This window comes from Oceanobacillus rekensis, assembly GCF_002153375.1.
GTDB lineage: Bacteria > Bacillota > Bacilli > Bacillales > Amphibacillaceae > Oceanobacillus > Oceanobacillus rekensis.
Map to the genome: position 1 here is coordinate 23,243 of NZ_MTBQ01000006.1, position 17,559 is coordinate 40,801.

Consider the following 17,559-nt stretch of genomic DNA (forward strand, 5'->3'; position numbering starts at 1 on the left):
GGGGGTTTTTAATCGTTGCCGTGAATTTTCAACCGGATAATTTTATAATCAATAATTTATTTTGTAGGGTCGGACTCCAATAATAATCTCTATGTGATCGCTTAAAGTCAATTCAGCATTCGATAAATTGTATTCAGATATTTCCTATAGTAGATTATAAGTAAGTCAAAATAAATCATAAAAGACAGGAGTGAATCTAAATGGACAAATATTTAATTACAGAGGCACAGCAATTTGATGAAAAGCGGTTTACAAAGATAAATATCATCCACAACAAACGAAGTGTTGCCTTTCTTCTAAACTTCTTACCAGACCAGCATATGAAATCACATAATCATCCCGACCGTGAATTATATTTACATGTGATCCAGGGAAGCGGTCAATTTTTAATTAATGGCGAAGAATTGGAAGTCGGAAAAGGAGACGTCATTTATTGTGGGGAAGAGGAACAAATTGGTTTCACTAATACTGGTGAGGAAAATGTTTCCATTTTTGCTACGATGACAAAACTCAGTGACTAATGTCCTCGAGATAAATGAATAGGAAATAAGTATTTGATTAAATTATTGAAAAAAACACCGAATACAAAGGACTGAATTATTGTTCACATACTGTGGTCAATAATTCAGTCCTTTTCGTTGCAGCAGATTAAAGGTTTAAGGATATTTCCCTTGAAATAAATAAATAATTGACATCGGTTAAATAAAATGTGATAATGTACTTAATTAAATATATATTAATTAAATATAACTGAATTTATACAAAGAACTTTATGCCATTGATAAGTTGATAATGTTTATTTAATACGAACAGGTATGACAATAAATTTAATTGAAGGAGAGAATTTAAATGAAAACAGCAGGCATTCACCACATTACTGCAATTGTCGGACACCCACAGGAAAACGTGGATTTCTATGCAAGTGTTTTAGGATTACGCTTAGTTAAAAAGACGATCAACTTTGATGATCCTGGTACGTATCATCTTTACTTCGGTAATGATGGAGGTAAACCAGGGACAATCATTACCTTCTTCCCATGGGCTAACGCATATCAGGGAAAGATTGGTGGTGGCCAAGTAGGTGTTACCACATATATCATTCCAACAGGGTCCATGAATTTCTGGGAAAATAGATTAGTGAAATTTAATATTGAATTCAATAAAACAAAGCGATTTGGAGAAACTTATTTGGAGTTCGGGGATCCCCACGGATTGCAATTGGAACTTGTCGAACGGGAAGAAGGAGAAAAAAATAACTGGACACTAGGTGATGTTACTCCTGAAGTAGCGATTAAAGGATTCGGTGGAGCGATATTATTATCAACCAATCCAGAAAAAACTGGGGAAACATTGCAAGATGTAATGGGTCTGGAAAAAGTCGGTGAAGAAGCTGATTTGACCCGTTTCAAGTCCTTTGGTGATATTGGGAATACGATTGATGTCAAACGAACTCCGATTGGAAGCGGACAAATGGGGGTAGGTACCGTTCACCATATAGCGTGGCGTGCAAAAGATGACGAAGACCAATTAAATTGGCAAAAAGAAGTGAGTGATCATGGCTATAGAGTAACGCCCGTCAAAGACAGAAACTACTTTAATGCTATTTACTTTAAAGAACATGGTGAAATTCTGTTTGAAATCGCAACGGATCCCCCAGGTTTCGCACATGATGAGTCTTATGAAACAATGGGGGAAGGATTGAAGTTGCCATCCCAATATGAACAATACCGTGAACAACTAAATGATGCATTGATACCAATTGAAATAAAAAATTTTGATAAATAAGGAGGAAAAACATGCTTTCCTTTAACCCTAAGAGCATTACAGAACGGGAAAATTATAAACTGCTAATCGGTAGTATTGTTCCAAGGCCAATAGCATTTGTAACAAGTGTTGCAGAAGATGGAACGGTAAACGGTGCACCATTCAGCTATTTCAATATCGTTTCATCCAATCCGCCGATGTTATCGGTCTCTACGCAGCGTAAAGCTGGAATTCAGAAGGATACTGCACGAAACATTATCGGAAATAAAGAATTTGTTGTCCATATCGTTGATAAGGAAAATGTGGAGAAGATTAATATCACCGCAGCATCTTTACCATCGGATGAAAGTGAAATTAAAAAAGCTGGCTTAACCCTTGCAGATAGCGAGAAAGTTTCCGTACCTGGCATAAAAGAAGCCAAAGTTCGATTTGAATGCATCTTGGAGCAATCGATTGAACTAGGTGAAAACAATACAGTTGGAACTGACCTCTTAATTGGAAAGGTTGTTAGGTTCCATATCGATGAAGCTATCTATGAAGCCGGCAGAATAGATCATGATAAGCTTGGTGCGGTTAGCAGATTAGCAGGTTCCAATTATGCTGGCATTGGGGATGTATTTTCTATTGAGAGGCCAAAATAGAATCTAGAAAAGTTCTGGTGGAAAACATCCGGTTTCAATTAAAAATTTAGAGCAAGTTAAGGAATAACCTTACGCAAACATGAAAAGTGGGAGGAATAAACAACATGAACGAATTAAAAGGTATGCATCACGTAACAGCTATTACAAGTAGTGCTGAAAAGAACTATGCATTTTTCACAAATATTTTGGGTATGCGTTTAGTGAAGAAGACGGTTAACCAAGATGATATTCAAACATATCACTTATTCTTCGCAGATGATAAAGGATCTGCAGGTACAGATATGACATTCTTTGACTTTCCTGGAATACCAAAAGGTGTGCATGGCACCAATGAAATTTCAAAAACATCTTTCCGTGTGCCAAGTGATAAGGCTTTAGACTATTGGGTGAAACGTTTTGATAGGCTTGAAGTTAAACATACAGGAATAAAAGAGCAATTTGGTAAAAAAACTCTTTCCTTTGTTGATTTTGATGACCAACAATACCAATTGATTTCTGATGAAAACAATACAGGTGTTGCTGCTGGTACACCGTGGCAAAAGGGACCAATCCCATTAGAATATGCAATTACAGGATTGGGGCCAATTCTTGTGCGTGTAAATAACTATGATTACTTTAAGGAAGTGTTGGAAAAGGTTTTCTTATTCAAAGAAATTGAGAAAGAAGGAGATCATCATTTGTTTGAAATGGGTGAAGGAGGAAATGGTGCACAAGTAATTGTGGAATATAATGCTATTCTTCCCCAAGCACGACAAGGATATGGAACGGTTCACCATGCAGCATTCCGCGTAGAAGACCGTACAGAATTGGATGAGTGGACGAAACGACTGCAGGCATATCGTTTGCCGAATTCAGGTTTCGTGGAACGTTTTTATTTTGGCTCGTTATACACGAATGTTTTTCCACAAATATTATTTGAAATAGCTACAGATGGTCCTGGATTTATGGAAGATGAAGATTATGAAACACTTGGTGAAAAACTAGCGCTGCCTCCAGCCTTTGAAGCGAAGCGGGGAGAAGTTGAAAAATTAGTGCGTCCGATTGATACAGTAAGAAGCACCAAAGAGTTTGTTAAGGAATATGAGAACTAGAATATCAGTCTAAAACTGAGATAAAGCTATAGAAAAGAGGAATAAATAATGAAACATATCTTTCAAAAAGGAAATGATCCATCAAAACCGACGTTACTATTATTGCATGGTACAGGTGGAACAGAGCAAGATCTTATGCCTCTAGCAGATAAAATTGATCCAGATGCAAATGTTTTAAGTGTAAGAGGGAATGTTCTGGAGAGTGGAATGCCACGATTTTTTAGAAGATTAGCTGAAGGTGTATTTGATGAAGAAGATTTGGTTTTCCGTACAAAAGAATTAAATGAATTTTTGGATGAAGCGGCTGAAAAGTATGAGTTTGACCGTAACAATATTCTGGCTGTAGGCTATTCAAATGGTGCAAATATTGCAGCAAGCCTTCTCTTCCATTACCAGGACGCTTTAAAGGGAGCTATTCTACACCACCCGATGGTTCCAAGAAGAGGGATTGATTTACCGGATTTATCAGGTAAACATGTATTTATTGCTGCAGGTACGAATGATCCGATCTGTCCTGCGCAAGAGTCAGAGGAATTGACAGCTTTATTGAAAGCTGCAGGTGCAAATGTGGAACTTCATTGGGAAAATAATGGCCATCAGTTAACATATGGAGAAGTAGAAGCAGCAGGAAACTGGTATAAACTTATTTAATATGAAATTATAATCACTTGGTGACTGGCTAATAAAGACAAGTTCTTTAAGAATAAAATCAGTGAAATAATTTAACGGTATTATAAGCACTTTAGGCATAGAGGAAAAGGAAATAATGATTGAGCAAATAAAGAAATTGGAACTGTTTGCCAAGGAATATTCATTATGAAGCTGTATGGAAGGGTTACCTTTCATACAGCTTTCTTTATGCTAAAAAAGGGACCCGAGTGTCTCTTTAAAAAGAAGTGTAGGTAGTGGACAAGTAGGGTATACAAGTAGAGGATAATCCTTTAACTGTAGATACTCGTTTTAATGAAATCTATATTCAATTTAATGATCCAGATGGATTGCCAATTGAGATGGTAGAACGCTGTGGCAATAGAAAATAGTTGGAGTACTGATAAAAAACAAAAAATAAACATACAATTAGGATTTGGTGGTGTATCTTTATATTTAGTACAGCCAAATCAAACGGTGGACGTATTAGAGAATATATTAGGTATGCTCCCGGGTCGATAGGGAATATGATTGATGTTAAGTTGTCCCCATCTGTTCGAGGTCTGGGAGGAGCTGGCACGGTTCATCATATCGCATGGAGGGCGAAGGATGAAGAGGAACTTCGAGAATGGCATAAGCTCGTGGAATCGAAAGGGTTTAAACCAATGGAACTTAAAGACCGCAATTATTTCAAAGCACTCTACTTTAAAGAAGTAGGTGGCATTCTTTTCGAAATAGCTACAGAACCACCAGAGTTTGCGGTTGACGAAGCACGAGAAGAACTTGGAACTAAGCTTATGTTGCCAAGTTGGTTTGAATCAAAAAGAGAAGAATTTGAGGAATCGTTGACTCCAATAGAAATTAAATAGAGAAAAGGGGGGAGGAAATGCAAGAAGTTACAGTTTCTGTAGTATATAAAGGGAAAAACTATCTAACAAATGTCATTGCCAATAAAGGTGCTACAGGCAATGAAATATTAAGTGTGGCAACAGAGCAAGTTAGAAAACAATGGAAAACGCCTCAAAAAATATAAGGACTAAGACGATTAGATTTATTCAGGTAACAAGTTACTTATTGCGTCATAACAATGGCCTGTTTTTAAGATATATTTATCAATATCAATCCATTCTCCTTCAGATTATACTATCAGAAAGCAACCTTACATATTTATTTAATTGCTGTATTAAAGGTAATAACCTTCCAGTCATTCCATGGGTATTTTCCGATGCTCAATTAATATCTTCGGTTTCGGCGGCAACCTGTGATTGAATCTTCTCACTGATATTGGTAATGCTTGTAACAATCTTTCATAGAGCGTTAATATCATCTAATATTCCCTCGATTTTTACTACAGTTTCAGAATTATTCCGAATATAATTTTTGAATCCTACAGCGACTACGCCAAAACCCTTTCCTTGTTCACGTGCACGAACTCCTTCAATTGAAAATATTAATGAACAAATTAACCTGAATCATTTGACAGTATAGTAAGTCTAGTGTTTAATTTTAATTAATTAAAATTAAATGAATTAATAATTTACTGATTGATAATAACTTGGTGAAAAGTCAAGAGGGGTTGATAGAAATTGAAAATAACCCGGACTTATCAGTAAAAGAGTTAAACATTATCTGGCAAAGTATTAGGGTCAAAGTAGGGAGTAGATGATGGGATGATTATACGTAATGCAATAGAGAGCGAATTAGAATATATAAAAAAATTAAGGTTAAATGCTTATATGGAACATGAACGAAAAATTCCTAAAGATCATTGGGAAATTCTCAAACTACAAATTACATCGGATGCAGATTTAGAGCCACATATTGACCAAATTGTAGCAGAAATTGATGGGGAAATAATTGGGAGTGTTGTTTTGTTTCCTCCAAAAACAGAGGTATACAAAGGATTATTGGATGATGAGTTAGATTATCCAGAAATACGAAAGCTGGCTGTATCTCCAAAATACCGGGGAAGAGGTGTTGCTAGAGCTTTGATTTCTGAATGTATTCAACGAACAAAGGACAGAAGCTTTCGAGAAATAGGGTTACATACAGCTGATTTTATGGAAAATGCAGTCCAATTATATGAGGGTCTCGGATTTGAGCGACTGCCTCATTACGACTTTGAACCAGCAGATGATGGAATTATTGTTAAAGCATTTAAAATTCCTATTAAATGATTATCTAGGCCTAGGCAAATGTGGAACTTCATTTGGGGAAATTTAGACAAGTTAACATATGGAGTAGTAGAAGCAGCAAGAAATTGATATAAATCTATTTAACTATTAATATAGAAAGCGCTATTAGCCGAACTCTCGGTTAATGGCGCTATCTTTTTATATAGGGTCGTTTCACAGAGAAAATAATGGATAAAAGGAACCGAAGAAAATCGAAGCATAATGCAGTATAGAAGAGTAAGTGTAAAATGGTTGCGTTTACCTGAAGTTTTATATTTATAATCTGCTATGGTATGATTCGTTTAGTTGAAAATAGAACTTAACTTTTGTGAGACTCAAAAGTTACAATAGATAAAGTCTTTTGAAAAGGAGCTAAAACTAAGTTGAATGTACAAGAGTTAAAACAAGAATGGTTTGGAAATATCAAGGGTGATGTGCTAGCAGGAATCGTCGTCGCGTTGGCCCTTATACCGGAGGCAATCGCTTTCTCGATTATTGCTGGGGTAGATCCGATGGTCGGTCTTTATGCATCCTTCTGTATTGCGTTAGTCATTGCTTTTGTGGGCGGGCGTCCAGGTATGATTTCTGCTGCAACAGGTGCAATGGCCTTGGTTATGGTTAATTTGATTGCAGAACATGGTTTACAGTATTTATTGGCTGCAACGATATTAACAGGTGTTCTTCAAATATTGTTTGGCGTATTTAAACTGGCAAAAGTAATGAAGTTTGTCCCCAGGTCTGTAATGGTTGGGTTCGTAAACGCACTTGCCATCATGATTTTTACAGCCCAATTGCCACATTTTGAAGGCGAATCATGGATCATGTTTGCATTGGTTGGGTTGACTTTAGCCATTATTTATCTTTTACCGCGTATGACGAAAGCAATTCCATCAACACTTGTAGCAATTGTAGTTGTTACGGCAATTGTTATTTATGGAAATATTAATATTGGAACGGTTGGAGATATGGGGACTATTTCACAACAATTACCTATATTTTTGCTTCCGGACATTCCTTTATCCTTGGAAACACTAATGATTATTCTTCCTTATTCATTATCGCTGGCAGTAGTTGGTTTAACAGAGTCATTATTGACAGCTAATATTGTTGACGATATGACAGATACAGAGAGTAATAAGAATAAAGAAAGTCGCGGACAAGGAATTGCTAATATTACTGCAGGATTCTTTGGTGGTATGGCTGGTTGTGCAATGATTGGGCAATCGGTTATTAATGTAAAATCAGGCGGCAGGGGTCGCTTATCAACGCTTGTTGCCGGGGTGTTCCTCATGTTCTTAATTGTTGTTTTAGGTGGATTGGTTATTCAAATTCCACTCGCGGCATTGGCTGGTGTCATGTTTATGGTATCTATCAGTACATTTGACTGGTCATCGGTTAAAAACTTAGCAAAAATACCGAGGACAGATGCTATTGTTATGGTGACTACTGTTGTTATTGTGCTTGCAACAAGTAATTTAGCAATCGGTGTAATAGCGGGTGTTTTATTAAGTGCGATTTTCTTTGCAGCCAAAATATCTAAAGTAAAAGTAACAGAGGAGCTTGTAATACGAGAACAGAAGAAAGTCTATCACGTAGATGGACAATTATTCTTTGCATCTGTAAGTGATTTTCCAGGCAAATTTAACTTTGAGGATTCTGTAAAGGAAGTAGAGATTGATTTAACGAATGCACATTTATGGGATGATTCCGCTATCGGTGCATTGGATAAAATCGAGATGAAGTTCGCGCAAAATGATATTAAAGTTAGTTACAGCGGTATAAATTCAGCGAGTAAGGAACTGAAGAACCGAATGAACAGTATTTCAAATGCAACTGGTCATTAATTAAATTTGCGATGAATAGACTTAATGGAGGGTGAGGCATTTGTTTAAACGAATTTTACTGGCGGTAGATGGATCAGAAAATTCCATTCGATCTACAGAACATGCTATTGCATTGGCTGAAAAATTTGATGGAACAATCGATGTCCTTTATGTGGTTGATAGCAATAAAGCAAAAGAAGATGTTTTGCATGCTACGAATAAATTTGAAATTGAATTAAAGCGTAAGGAAAAACTAAAACCAATCAGGGAATTATTAAAAAAATCCGGGATAGGCTTCACTACCCATGTCCTTCATGGCGATCCTGGTCCTGAGATTGTTGCGTTTGCAAATGAAAAAGGGTTTGACTGTGTCGTAATCGGAAGCCGCGGATTGAATAACTTACAATCCTTCCTTTTGGGCAGTGTCAGTCATAAAGTTGTAAAACGGGCAGATTGTCCGGTTCTTATAGTTAAATAAGAACTAAAGCTTAAATCTAGGTAAAGAGGAAGGCCTTACTAAAACCGGCACGTCCTGGGACTGCGCTTACTCGTCCCATCAAAAACATTTGTGCCAACGTCTGCTGCATGACCTGCATCCTGCAGGCCCACGTATGGACATTTTCTTTAGCCGATGTGGATTTGATTTAGATTACAGAGGTGAGGGAAGTCCAATACGCTTAAGCGCTGGAGCTAGATGTGGCTGATTATGTCCGGGAATTAATAGCAGCCAAATTTGACCCTTTCATAAATAAGAACAAATGAAAACTTGAGTCCAATTCGATTGGGCTCAAGTTTTTTTGCGTTGGCAGTAAGTTACGAGCTAAGTGAGACAATAATCATGTAATGAATAGCTGAAAAGCTTTATAATAGAAAGATGAGGTCTGAAACGTGTAAAGGAAGTTGTCGTATGGCTATTTATCCAATGTTAAAGTCTTTAATTATCGGCCTTATTGGAGCAATAATATTTGTTGAAATTGGACTTCCGATGCCTTGGATGCTTGGCCCGCTATTTGCTGTGCTATTAGTTCAGTTGTTTACTCCAATTTCACTTAGATGGCATCCCGTTTTCCGGAATTGGCCTAGTCATTGCAGGTTATGTGATCGGGTATGCCTTTACGATTGATGCCTTGCAGGGAATGAAGCAGTATTTTCCGATTATGCTGCTCATTAATATTGTCTTTTTTATATTATTTTTATTGATTAGCTCCTTGATGGCGTACCGGACAAAGATGGATTGTGGTACTGCAATGACTTGTTGTGTCCCCGGGGGTCTACAGCAGATCATTATATTTGCAGAAGAACAAAAAAATATCGATTTATCGGCCGTGACTTTTTATCATGTTCTTCGCATTTTAATGATTGTTACGATTGTTCCATTTATCGTAACAAGTTAACAGACCGAACAAGTCCAGAATTCGGCAGAAGGTGTTTACTCTATATACCTACTAGGTCTTCTAATGCTTTGTTATTTTGTTGGGTTCCTATCTAAAAAGGTGCATATCCCAACAGCATATTTGCTTGGACCAGTTTTTTTAATTATGCTTTTTAATTTAGGAAATGTTGAGGTTCCGGTTATGCCATCTTCACTGCTGCATGTGGCACAACTGGTTATTGGTATTTACATTGGGCTTCTCTTGAAAAAAGAAAATATAAAGCTTACCAAAAAGCATATTTTTTACGCTTTTTTCTCAAGTGGGATATTAATCCTATTCGCGTTAGGCATTAGTATGTTCCTTCAAAGGTATTCATCATTAGACTTCACGAATGGCTTTTTAAGTGTTGTTCCTGGGGGTCTGGATCAAATGGGGATTATTGCTGCTTCCGTAGAGGCGGATGTGACAATTGTAACTGCATTTCAATTGTTCCGCATTTTATTTTTGTCGGTATTTACGATTCCATTTGTAAAATTTGCCGTGAGCAAAAATACGAAACGTAATAAGTAGAATAATTACTAAAGTTATGACTGGAAGATTGGGGAGGATAATTATGATACATATCGGTTTAACTGGGTGGGGAGATCATTATTCCCTGTATTCGAACCCGATAAAACCAAAAGATAAACTAACCGAATACAGCAGTCATTTTCCAGTTGTGGAAGTTGATGCATCCTTTTATGCCATACAGTCTGTACAAAATGCTGAAAAATGGGTAAAGCAGACGCCAAAGAATTTCCGATTTGTAGTAAAGGCCTACCAGGGAATGACAGGACACCAGCGCGGGGATATTCCGTTTGAATCCAAATCAGAAATGTTTGAGGCTTTTAAAGAATCCTTAAAACCTTACCAGGATGCAAATAAGCTTGCGATGGTTCTGTTTCAATTTCCACCATGGTTTGATTGTAGGACAGACAATGTCACCTACTTAAGGTATTGTAAAAAAATGATGGGTGATATACCAGCAGCACTAGAATTTAGGCATCAGTCCTGGTTCAGCAGCAAGTTTCGTAAGGACACACTTATCTTTATGAAACAAGAGGGCTGGATTCATTCTGTTGCCGATGAACCGCAAGCGGGCAAGGGATCCATCCCGCTAGTACCAGTAGCAACGAATGCAAATATGACCTTGGTTCGGATGCATGGGAGAAATATTCACGGGTGGAATAAATCAGGAAATGCCAATTGGCGGGAAGTACGTTACTTATATAAATATAATAAGAAGGAACTTACCGATTGGAAAGAAACGATTACGGAACTGAGCCGATCTAGTAAGGATGTTATCATTCTATTTAATAACAACTCTGGCGGGGATGCTGCTTGTAATGCAAAAGAATTTCAAAAGATACTCGATATTCAGTATGAAGGCCTTTCCCCAAGGCAATTAAATTTATTTTAACTGAAAAACGATCTCTAAAAAGCATGCAAAGGGAATTCATCAGGTTAATGAGTGACTGAACGCTCTCTAAAAAGCATACAAAGGGAATTCATCAGGTTAATGAGTGACTGAATGCTCTCTAAAAAGCATGCAAAGGGAATTCATCAGGTTAATGAGTGACTGAATGCTCTCTAAAAAGTATGCAAAGGGAATTCATCAGGTTAATGAGTGACTGAACGCTCTCTAAAAAGCATGCAAAGGGAATTCATCAAGTTAATGAGTGACTGAATGCTCTCTAAAAAGCATGCAAAGGGAATTCATCAGGTTAATGAGTGACTGAACGCTCTCTAAAAAGTATGCAAAGGGAATTCATCAGGTTAATGAGTGACTGAACGCTCTCTAAAAAGTATAAAAAGGTAGCTCAACAGGGTTATGAGTGCCCGAACGCTCTCCAAAATGCGTAAAAAAAATCGCTAATTGGTTTTGTGAGTGACCATACCTAGGGATAAAAGGATACCAAATATCTAAGCGATTTGATCAACTACTTATACTCAATCACCAGTGCCTATTCTAATGTCAGAATAATTTCCTATAAATATTCTTTGCATATGCTACAAACTTAGAATTGGTATGCAATTTTCTTTCCTTTGCCAATGCATCAAATTGCTTTCTATTTTGAATGTCAATCTTTACTTTACCATCTGTTGCACTTGTTAATAGATCATACTGTGAAATGAATTCTTTTTTATTATCGATATCTTCTGTAATGTACCCGGCTTTTTTCAGTATCCTGTAAGCTTGTTTTACTTCGGGTGCCATACCAGAAAACTCATCTCTTAAATTGATTGGTTTCCCCTTGCCTGGGAGATTATCAAAATCACCATTCTCAATGGATTCCTTAATTTTTTCTTCCACAAAAATATACATTTCCACCCTCCGATTCGCCAGCTATCCTTATATTATGAGTAATTACAAATAGAAAATCAATAGATGAGGTTACTTGCAGGATGATGTATTCTTTGTATTGAGCATAGGGTATAATGGTAATGAAAAGATTTCTCGATATTATAAAGAAAAATAGTGTGAAAAATAGAGGAAGATTATATGAATGAATATAAGTTTGATAAATTACTACATATCCGTACAAGTGAAGAAAAGAAAGTGGCCTATCCAGATTCCATTCAGTATAATCCATATGAACCAACGCCATACCATGCATTAGAAACGCTATTCAAGCATTATGAGTTGGTTACGGAGGACCAAGTGGTTGATTTTGGATGTGGAAAAGGAAGGTTGAACTTTTATATTCATTATTTCCTCGGATCATCTGTAAAGGGAATTGAAATGGATGAGAATTTCTATCAGGAATCAATTGTTAACGAAAGGAATTATTTTCATCATATGAAGCGAGATGGTAACAGCCTCGAATTTATCTGCTGTCTGGCAGAGGAATATAGGGTAGAGCCAAATGACAATCGTTTTTATTTTTTTAACCCATTTTCCGTAACTATTTTTAGAAAAGTAATCGATCGGATTTTACGCTCTGTGAAAGAGGTAAAACGTGAAGTAGAGCTGATTTTATATTATCCACATGAAGATTATATTTATTATCTTGGAAATAATACTTCCTTTGAGTTAAAGCAGGAAATTGTGCTGCCAGGATTATATGAAAAGAATCCAGATGAGCGTTTTTTAATTTATCGTTTATATTAAGATAGTTAATTAGAAATGCACCTTATAAACAGTTTGCATATAGGGTGCATTTCTAGAAACTACTTTGAATTTCTTTTAGACATGAGCTTTAGTTCTTGAGAAAGTGCTTTGACTAGAGAAAACATCATTAATATGACAACCAATGAAAAAGGAAGTGCTGCAGCTATATCGTATTTTGTAGCGCGGTTAGCCCACCTACATAGAGTAAAATGAGAGCTACTGCCGATTGTGCGAGACCCATGATCGTTTTAACCGTGTTAGGTGGTGTTAAGGATCCTTTAGTGGTTTGCATCCCTAATACAAATGTTGCTGAATCTGCAGACGTAATGAAGAATGTCAAAAGCAACAAAATTGCTAGGATGGATAAAACAAATGAGAAAGGCATTTGATCAAACATATTAAATGTTACTAACTCCGTCGAATATTGTGTTAAGTCAACACCGCTATTTTGAATATTACCAGCTGTTGTACCAAATGTTGCGAACCAGATAGCGATAATAAAGGTTGGTACTACCATTACCCCAATCATAAATTCTCGAATCGTTCTTCCACGTGATACACGGGCGATGAACATGCCGACAAACGGTGCCCAGGAGATCCACCATGCCCAGTAGAATATTGTCCAAGAATCAACCCAATTGCGAGTGTCCCCCTCAAGTGGTGCAGAACGGAAACTCCATTGCACAATCTGTTGAATGTACAAACCAAATGTTTCGGTAAACATATTAAGGATTAGCAATGTGGGTCCAATAAACAATACAGCAAAAAATAACAAAACGGCTAGGACCATATTCGTGTTCGATAAATATTTAATTCCTTTACTCAAGCCTGACCAGGATGAAGCGAGAAATAAAACCGTAACAATGGCAACAATGATAAATTGCGTCCAGAAACTAACACTAATCCCAAAAAGATGATTAAGCCCACCGTTAATTTGCATGGCGCCTAATCCGAGGGAAGTTGCTACCCCAAATATTGTTGCAAATGTCGCAAGAACGTCAATCGTTATTCCAAAAGCACCGTCCATTCTATCACCGAATAGTGGCTTCAAAGTTGAAGAAATCAATCCACGTTCCCCTTTACGGAATTGGAAGAATGCAAGTGAAAGAGCGATAATACCATACATTGCCCAACCGTGGAACCCCCAATGGAAATAGGTTAATGAAAGTCCTTCCTTAAATGCCTGATTGGAACCCGCTTCAGATAACGGAGCATCTAAAAAACCGTGAAAAAGCGGTTCTGCAGCACCATAGAAGACAAGTCCTATACCAAGCCCCGCAGAGAATAACATCGCAATCCAAGTAGGCGTCGAAAAGTCAGGTCTATCATTATCTTTCCCTAAACGAATTTTACCGTAAGGGCTTATGATGATAAAGATGGAAAGAATGATAAGGGCAACCATCATCCACATATAGTACCATCCAAAGTTTGTAGAGATAAAAGCATTTAAATTGGTTGTTATTTGCTCAAAACGGGTTGGTATGATAGCCCCGAGTAAAACAAATATAATAACTAAAGCGATTGTAATATAAAAAACCATGGAAACCTTTTTCATATGAATCCCCCTAAAGTATTTAATTGTATCTGTTAGGAAACGATTTGGTTGAAATTGCGAATGAAGCTTTTCTGGATTTATACTATTAGTGGTTATGGTTTGACGTTTCAAGAAGAAATATACTCAAAGTTGAATAGATGGGACAGGGGAGTACTAACCATAGGGGATGGTTAGTACTAATTGCAAATTATTTTTAAAATCTTTAGGGGGAGGTATCCTAAATTCCCGTTTTAAAATAAATCACTTTAAAGTTTGGCCATCGCCTCAATAATTGGAATTATTTTATAAAGCTGGTCGTTCACGGGGGTTGGAATATGATATTTTCTTCCAAGTTCACATACCTTCCCGGCGAAGTATTCCACTTCGGTTTTACGATTAGCTTCCACGTCTTGTAGCATGGAGGTTTGTCCATCTGGTGACAGATTCATTAAAATAGGTCGATAATGATGTACATCTTCTACCGTTAAATGGACACCGATACTCTTGGATATTTCTACTACTTCATACATTGCTTGTTCCATCCACTGATGAAGTTCAGGAATTTCCTGGAAATATTTATAGGGAGCTCGTAATACTGCTGATGTCTGGTTAATGCCTATATTAAACATAAACTTGGCCCAAATCGTATGCCAGATATCATCGGGTATTTCATAAGGAATTCCTGCTTTTTCAAACAAATTCTGTACAGCAAGGACATCATCGGAAATCGTTTTATCTTTTTCTCCAAAGCAGACTTTTCCAATGCTTGAGAAGCCGATTTTATTCTTTATTCTTACTGCATCGATTCCTACACACATACTATAGAGAATATGTTTATTGTTGGTAGAATCAAAAATATCCTCCTCACTTGATATTCCATTCAGTAAAGAAAGAATAATTGTATCAGGACCAATATGGTACCTCATATTTGAGAGCGCTTGCTCAAGTTCTGCATTTTTCACTGCGAAAATAACTAGATCAGCAGGTTTGGTATTTGTTTCAGGAGTCAAGTAATTAAAATGGAATACCTCACCATCTACCTCGAGACCGTTTGCCTGGTACCTGTTGATTCGCTCTTCATTAGCAACCACTGTCAATGAATCTCCCAATATTCTCTGTAATTTGCTTCCATAAGCGGCTCCAATTGCCCCTAAACCAATTAATGACACATTCTCAATTTTCCCCATATAAACCCTCACCTCTATTTTTGTATTAGGATGTTTTCTAAAAGATTGGACTACAGTGCAGTTACTTGTCCCACGAAAGAGCCTTGTTTTAGGCTTATTATATAAGAGCTAATACAATAATTCAAAATAGTATAATATTACTTATGCCTTAAGATGTAATAGATGTCAATAAGTCAGCGGATGGAATATCGTTGTTCTGCAAAAAGTGCTTTAATGCTTCACTTTTCATTTCAGCTTCCTTGTAACCCTGAACATACAAGTTTTCCAGCCTTTCTCTATTACGTTCAATTCTAGTAGCAGCCAATGGGACTTCAGGTTGGATAATGAATACCTCATTGCACTTTTCCATATTCAGTAATTTTTGCATCGTCTGATTATACATCAAGTGGCGGTTTTGTAATAATTTTTGAAGTTGTGGTTTATTATGGAATATTCGTTTAAACAACCAATTTAATTTAGTACCTTTTTTAATATAGCCTTTATTTCGGGTTAGAATGACGACATGCTTCTTCATTCCTTTATCTATTAAAGGTTTGATTGGAATTGGATCTGATACGCCACCATCCATCAAGTCTAAATCCTGATAGGAAACACTTGAGGCAAGTAATGGTAACGAACAGGAAGCACGAATTATTTTAAATAAATCCTCTTTTGTATCATATGTATCATGATAGATAGGATAGCCGGTATCGATATCTGTAGTTCCTATAATAAAATTTGTGGTTGATTGTGAGAATGCTTCGAAGTCGAGTGGTGCTATTTCATTTGGTAGTTGGTTAAAAATATAATCCATGGAATATAATTCCCTATCCTGTATCATTCTTTTAAATGATATTGACTTTGGATTCCCCCCTATTTCAGCAAGCATTTGATAATTTCTTTCCCGTTGCTTAGTGATATAAGAGCTCCCTATAAGAGCTCCTGCAGAGGCAGTGGCTACTACTGGAAATTCAATTCCCTTATCTAGAAACAAATCAAGCACGCCAGCAGTATAGGCAACTCTCATTCCACCGCCTTCTAATAAAAGACCTGTGTTTCCTTCCAATTCATACACTTCCCTTACGATATATAGTAAAAGTATATCAGTTGTATTTCTATTCATGGAAGAATTCGTCTTTTACCTGTCTTTTTTACGTATTTTTAACATTTTCTTAAAGCTTAAATTCCTCCGCTAACAATTTAATTCCCCTCATACGATTGGCTGAACCTGGGATGTTCGGAATAATGGTAACCTCATCAGCCTGATAGAATTCAACTAATTTAAGTATTTCTTCCCTCACATGTGGCGGATTGCCAATGATTGCCCTTTTGCGGATATGGGTAATCTTTTGTTTTTCAAATGTCGTATACTTCCTTCTTTTTGCGGTATCAACTGATGGGAAATAAGGGGGATTCTTAGCTGTCTCCAGAGAGGCCATCCATAATTCGAATGCCTTAGCAAACTCTTCTGCTTCCTCTTTTGTTTTCCCGATAATAACAAAGACACTAATAGCAACAGTTGGTTTATCATGAAAGAGGGACGGCTTAAAATTCTTCCGATAGGTAGCGATTATCTCAGCACCGACATCAAATGGTTTTATAAAATGGGCATAGGTATATGCGGTGCCATTTTCTGATGCGATCTTTGTGCTTTTACCGCCGGCACCAAGCATCCATATTTCTGGACGCGTCTTAATCACAGGAGTTGCTATGAGCTCCTTAAAGCGATGTTCTTCAGTGTCATCGGCCAAGTATTTTTGAACATCCTTCACTTGTTGCTCATAGGTTAGCCGTTCCTCTTTTTCCTCATTTAAGACGTTATTAACAATTCTTCCACCAGTACTGTTGCCAATACCAAAGTCAATACGGTTCGGATGAAGTGCTTCCAGCATGCGAAAATTTTCTGCGATTTTATATGGACTATAATGTGGGAGCATCACACCACCTGAGCCAATTCTAATTGTTTTAGTGGCAGCAGCCAAGTGCATCATCAACATTTCAGGAGCACTACTGGCAATGGATATGGCATGGTGCTGCTCAGGGACCCAATATCGGTGGTAGCCAAGTTTTTCTGCATGTTTGGCCAACTCGGTAGTATGCTTTAATGCTTCGCTTGCATTTGATCCTTCATCTATCAGTGCGTAATCAAGAATATTTACTAAGACCATTGACATCACTCCCATCCTATTTATTG

The 17,559-nt window shown here is 37.1% G+C and carries 16 protein-coding genes and 2 pseudogenes; 13 read left to right on the plus strand and 5 right to left on the minus strand.

All coding sequences use genetic code 11. From position 1 onward, the window contains the following. Positions 1 to 200 precede the first annotated feature (200 nt). The 12 genes and pseudogenes from BV906_RS14410 to BV906_RS14465 all read left to right on the plus strand — a co-directional run bounded on the left by BV906_RS14410 (position 201) and on the right by BV906_RS14465 (position 10,973). Positions 201 to 521, plus strand: coding sequence for a cupin domain-containing protein (locus tag BV906_RS14410; protein WP_087974339.1), 321 nt, complete (start codon positions 201 to 203; stop codon positions 519 to 521). 328 nt (positions 522 to 849) lie between these two features. Continuing rightward, positions 850 to 1,785 (plus strand): ring-cleaving dioxygenase, encoded by a 936-nt coding sequence (locus tag BV906_RS14415; RefSeq protein WP_087974340.1) that lies wholly within the window; start codon positions 850 to 852, stop codon positions 1,783 to 1,785. A gap of 11 nt (positions 1,786 to 1,796) precedes the next feature. After that, a complete protein-coding gene (locus BV906_RS14420) occupies positions 1,797 to 2,405 on the plus strand; it encodes a flavin reductase family protein (RefSeq protein WP_087974341.1) in 609 nt (202 codons plus the stop codon). 104 nt (positions 2,406 to 2,509) lie between these two features. Continuing rightward, positions 2,510 to 3,496 (plus strand): ring-cleaving dioxygenase, encoded by a 987-nt coding sequence (locus BV906_RS14425; RefSeq protein ID WP_087974342.1) that lies wholly within the window; start codon positions 2,510 to 2,512, stop codon positions 3,494 to 3,496. 48 nt (positions 3,497 to 3,544) lie between these two features. Beyond that, positions 3,545 to 4,147 carry an alpha/beta hydrolase gene (locus tag BV906_RS14430; RefSeq protein WP_087974343.1) on the plus strand — a complete coding sequence of 201 codons (603 nt, stop codon included), beginning with the start codon at positions 3,545 to 3,547 and terminating at the stop codon, positions 4,145 to 4,147. A 524-nt stretch (positions 4,148 to 4,671) separates the two neighbouring features. Further along, positions 4,672 to 5,013: a VOC family protein gene (locus BV906_RS14435; protein WP_087974344.1), complete on the plus strand. Its 342-nt coding sequence runs from the start codon at positions 4,672 to 4,674 to the stop codon at positions 5,011 to 5,013. A 17-nt stretch (positions 5,014 to 5,030) separates the two neighbouring features. After that, entirely contained in the window at positions 5,031 to 5,177 is a 147-nt protein-coding gene (locus BV906_RS14440) for a BA3454 family stress response protein (RefSeq protein ID WP_087974345.1), read from the plus strand. Positions 5,178 to 5,814: 637 nt separating this feature from the next. Beyond that, entirely contained in the window at positions 5,815 to 6,321 is a 507-nt protein-coding gene (locus BV906_RS14445) for a GNAT family N-acetyltransferase (protein ID WP_087974346.1), read from the plus strand. A 380-nt stretch (positions 6,322 to 6,701) separates the two neighbouring features. Next, on the plus strand, positions 6,702 to 8,162 hold the full coding sequence (locus BV906_RS14450; protein ID WP_087974347.1) for a SulP family inorganic anion transporter: 1,461 nt from the start codon (positions 6,702 to 6,704) through the stop codon (positions 8,160 to 8,162). Positions 8,163 to 8,193: 31 nt separating this feature from the next. Next, positions 8,194 to 8,619, plus strand: coding sequence for a universal stress protein (locus tag BV906_RS14455; protein WP_342744396.1), 426 nt, complete (start codon positions 8,194 to 8,196; stop codon positions 8,617 to 8,619). A 619-nt stretch (positions 8,620 to 9,238) separates the two neighbouring features. Further along, positions 9,239 to 10,084 (plus strand): annotated as a pseudogene (locus tag BV906_RS14460) (AbrB family transcriptional regulator). Positions 10,085 to 10,127: 43 nt separating this feature from the next. Next, positions 10,128 to 10,973 (plus strand): DUF72 domain-containing protein, encoded by an 846-nt coding sequence (locus BV906_RS14465; protein WP_087974349.1) that lies wholly within the window; start codon positions 10,128 to 10,130, stop codon positions 10,971 to 10,973. A gap of 555 nt (positions 10,974 to 11,528) precedes the next feature. Here BV906_RS14465 and BV906_RS14470 read toward each other — a convergent pair. Beyond that, the gene (locus BV906_RS14470) at positions 11,529 to 11,879 is read right to left on the minus strand and encodes a DnaJ family domain-containing protein (RefSeq protein ID WP_087974350.1); all 351 of its coding nucleotides are present in this window, start codon (positions 11,877 to 11,879) and stop codon (positions 11,529 to 11,531) included. Between the two features lie 177 nt (positions 11,880 to 12,056). On the opposite strand from BV906_RS14470, the gene BV906_RS14475 reads away from it, so the two are divergent. Next, the gene (locus tag BV906_RS14475; RefSeq protein ID WP_087974351.1) at positions 12,057 to 12,665 is read left to right on the plus strand and encodes a class I SAM-dependent methyltransferase; all 609 of its coding nucleotides are present in this window, start codon (positions 12,057 to 12,059) and stop codon (positions 12,663 to 12,665) included. 59 nt (positions 12,666 to 12,724) lie between these two features. On the opposite strand, the pseudogene BV906_RS14480 reads toward BV906_RS14475, so the two are convergent. The 4 genes and pseudogenes from BV906_RS14480 to BV906_RS14495 all read right to left on the minus strand — a co-directional run bounded on the left by BV906_RS14480 (position 12,725) and on the right by BV906_RS14495 (position 17,533). Beyond that, positions 12,725 to 14,220: pseudogene (locus BV906_RS14480) on the minus strand (BCCT family transporter). A gap of 245 nt (positions 14,221 to 14,465) precedes the next feature. Further along, entirely contained in the window at positions 14,466 to 15,386 is a 921-nt protein-coding gene (locus BV906_RS14485; protein ID WP_087974352.1) for a ketopantoate reductase family protein, read from the minus strand. 148 nt (positions 15,387 to 15,534) lie between these two features. Next, positions 15,535 to 16,488, minus strand: a complete 954-nt coding sequence (locus tag BV906_RS14490; RefSeq protein ID WP_245844159.1) for a patatin-like phospholipase family protein — start codon at positions 16,486 to 16,488, stop codon at positions 15,535 to 15,537. Positions 16,489 to 16,537: 49 nt separating this feature from the next. After that, the gene (locus BV906_RS14495) at positions 16,538 to 17,533 is read right to left on the minus strand and encodes an LLM class flavin-dependent oxidoreductase (protein ID WP_087974354.1); all 996 of its coding nucleotides are present in this window, start codon (positions 17,531 to 17,533) and stop codon (positions 16,538 to 16,540) included. Positions 17,534 to 17,559: the final 26 nt, after the last annotated feature.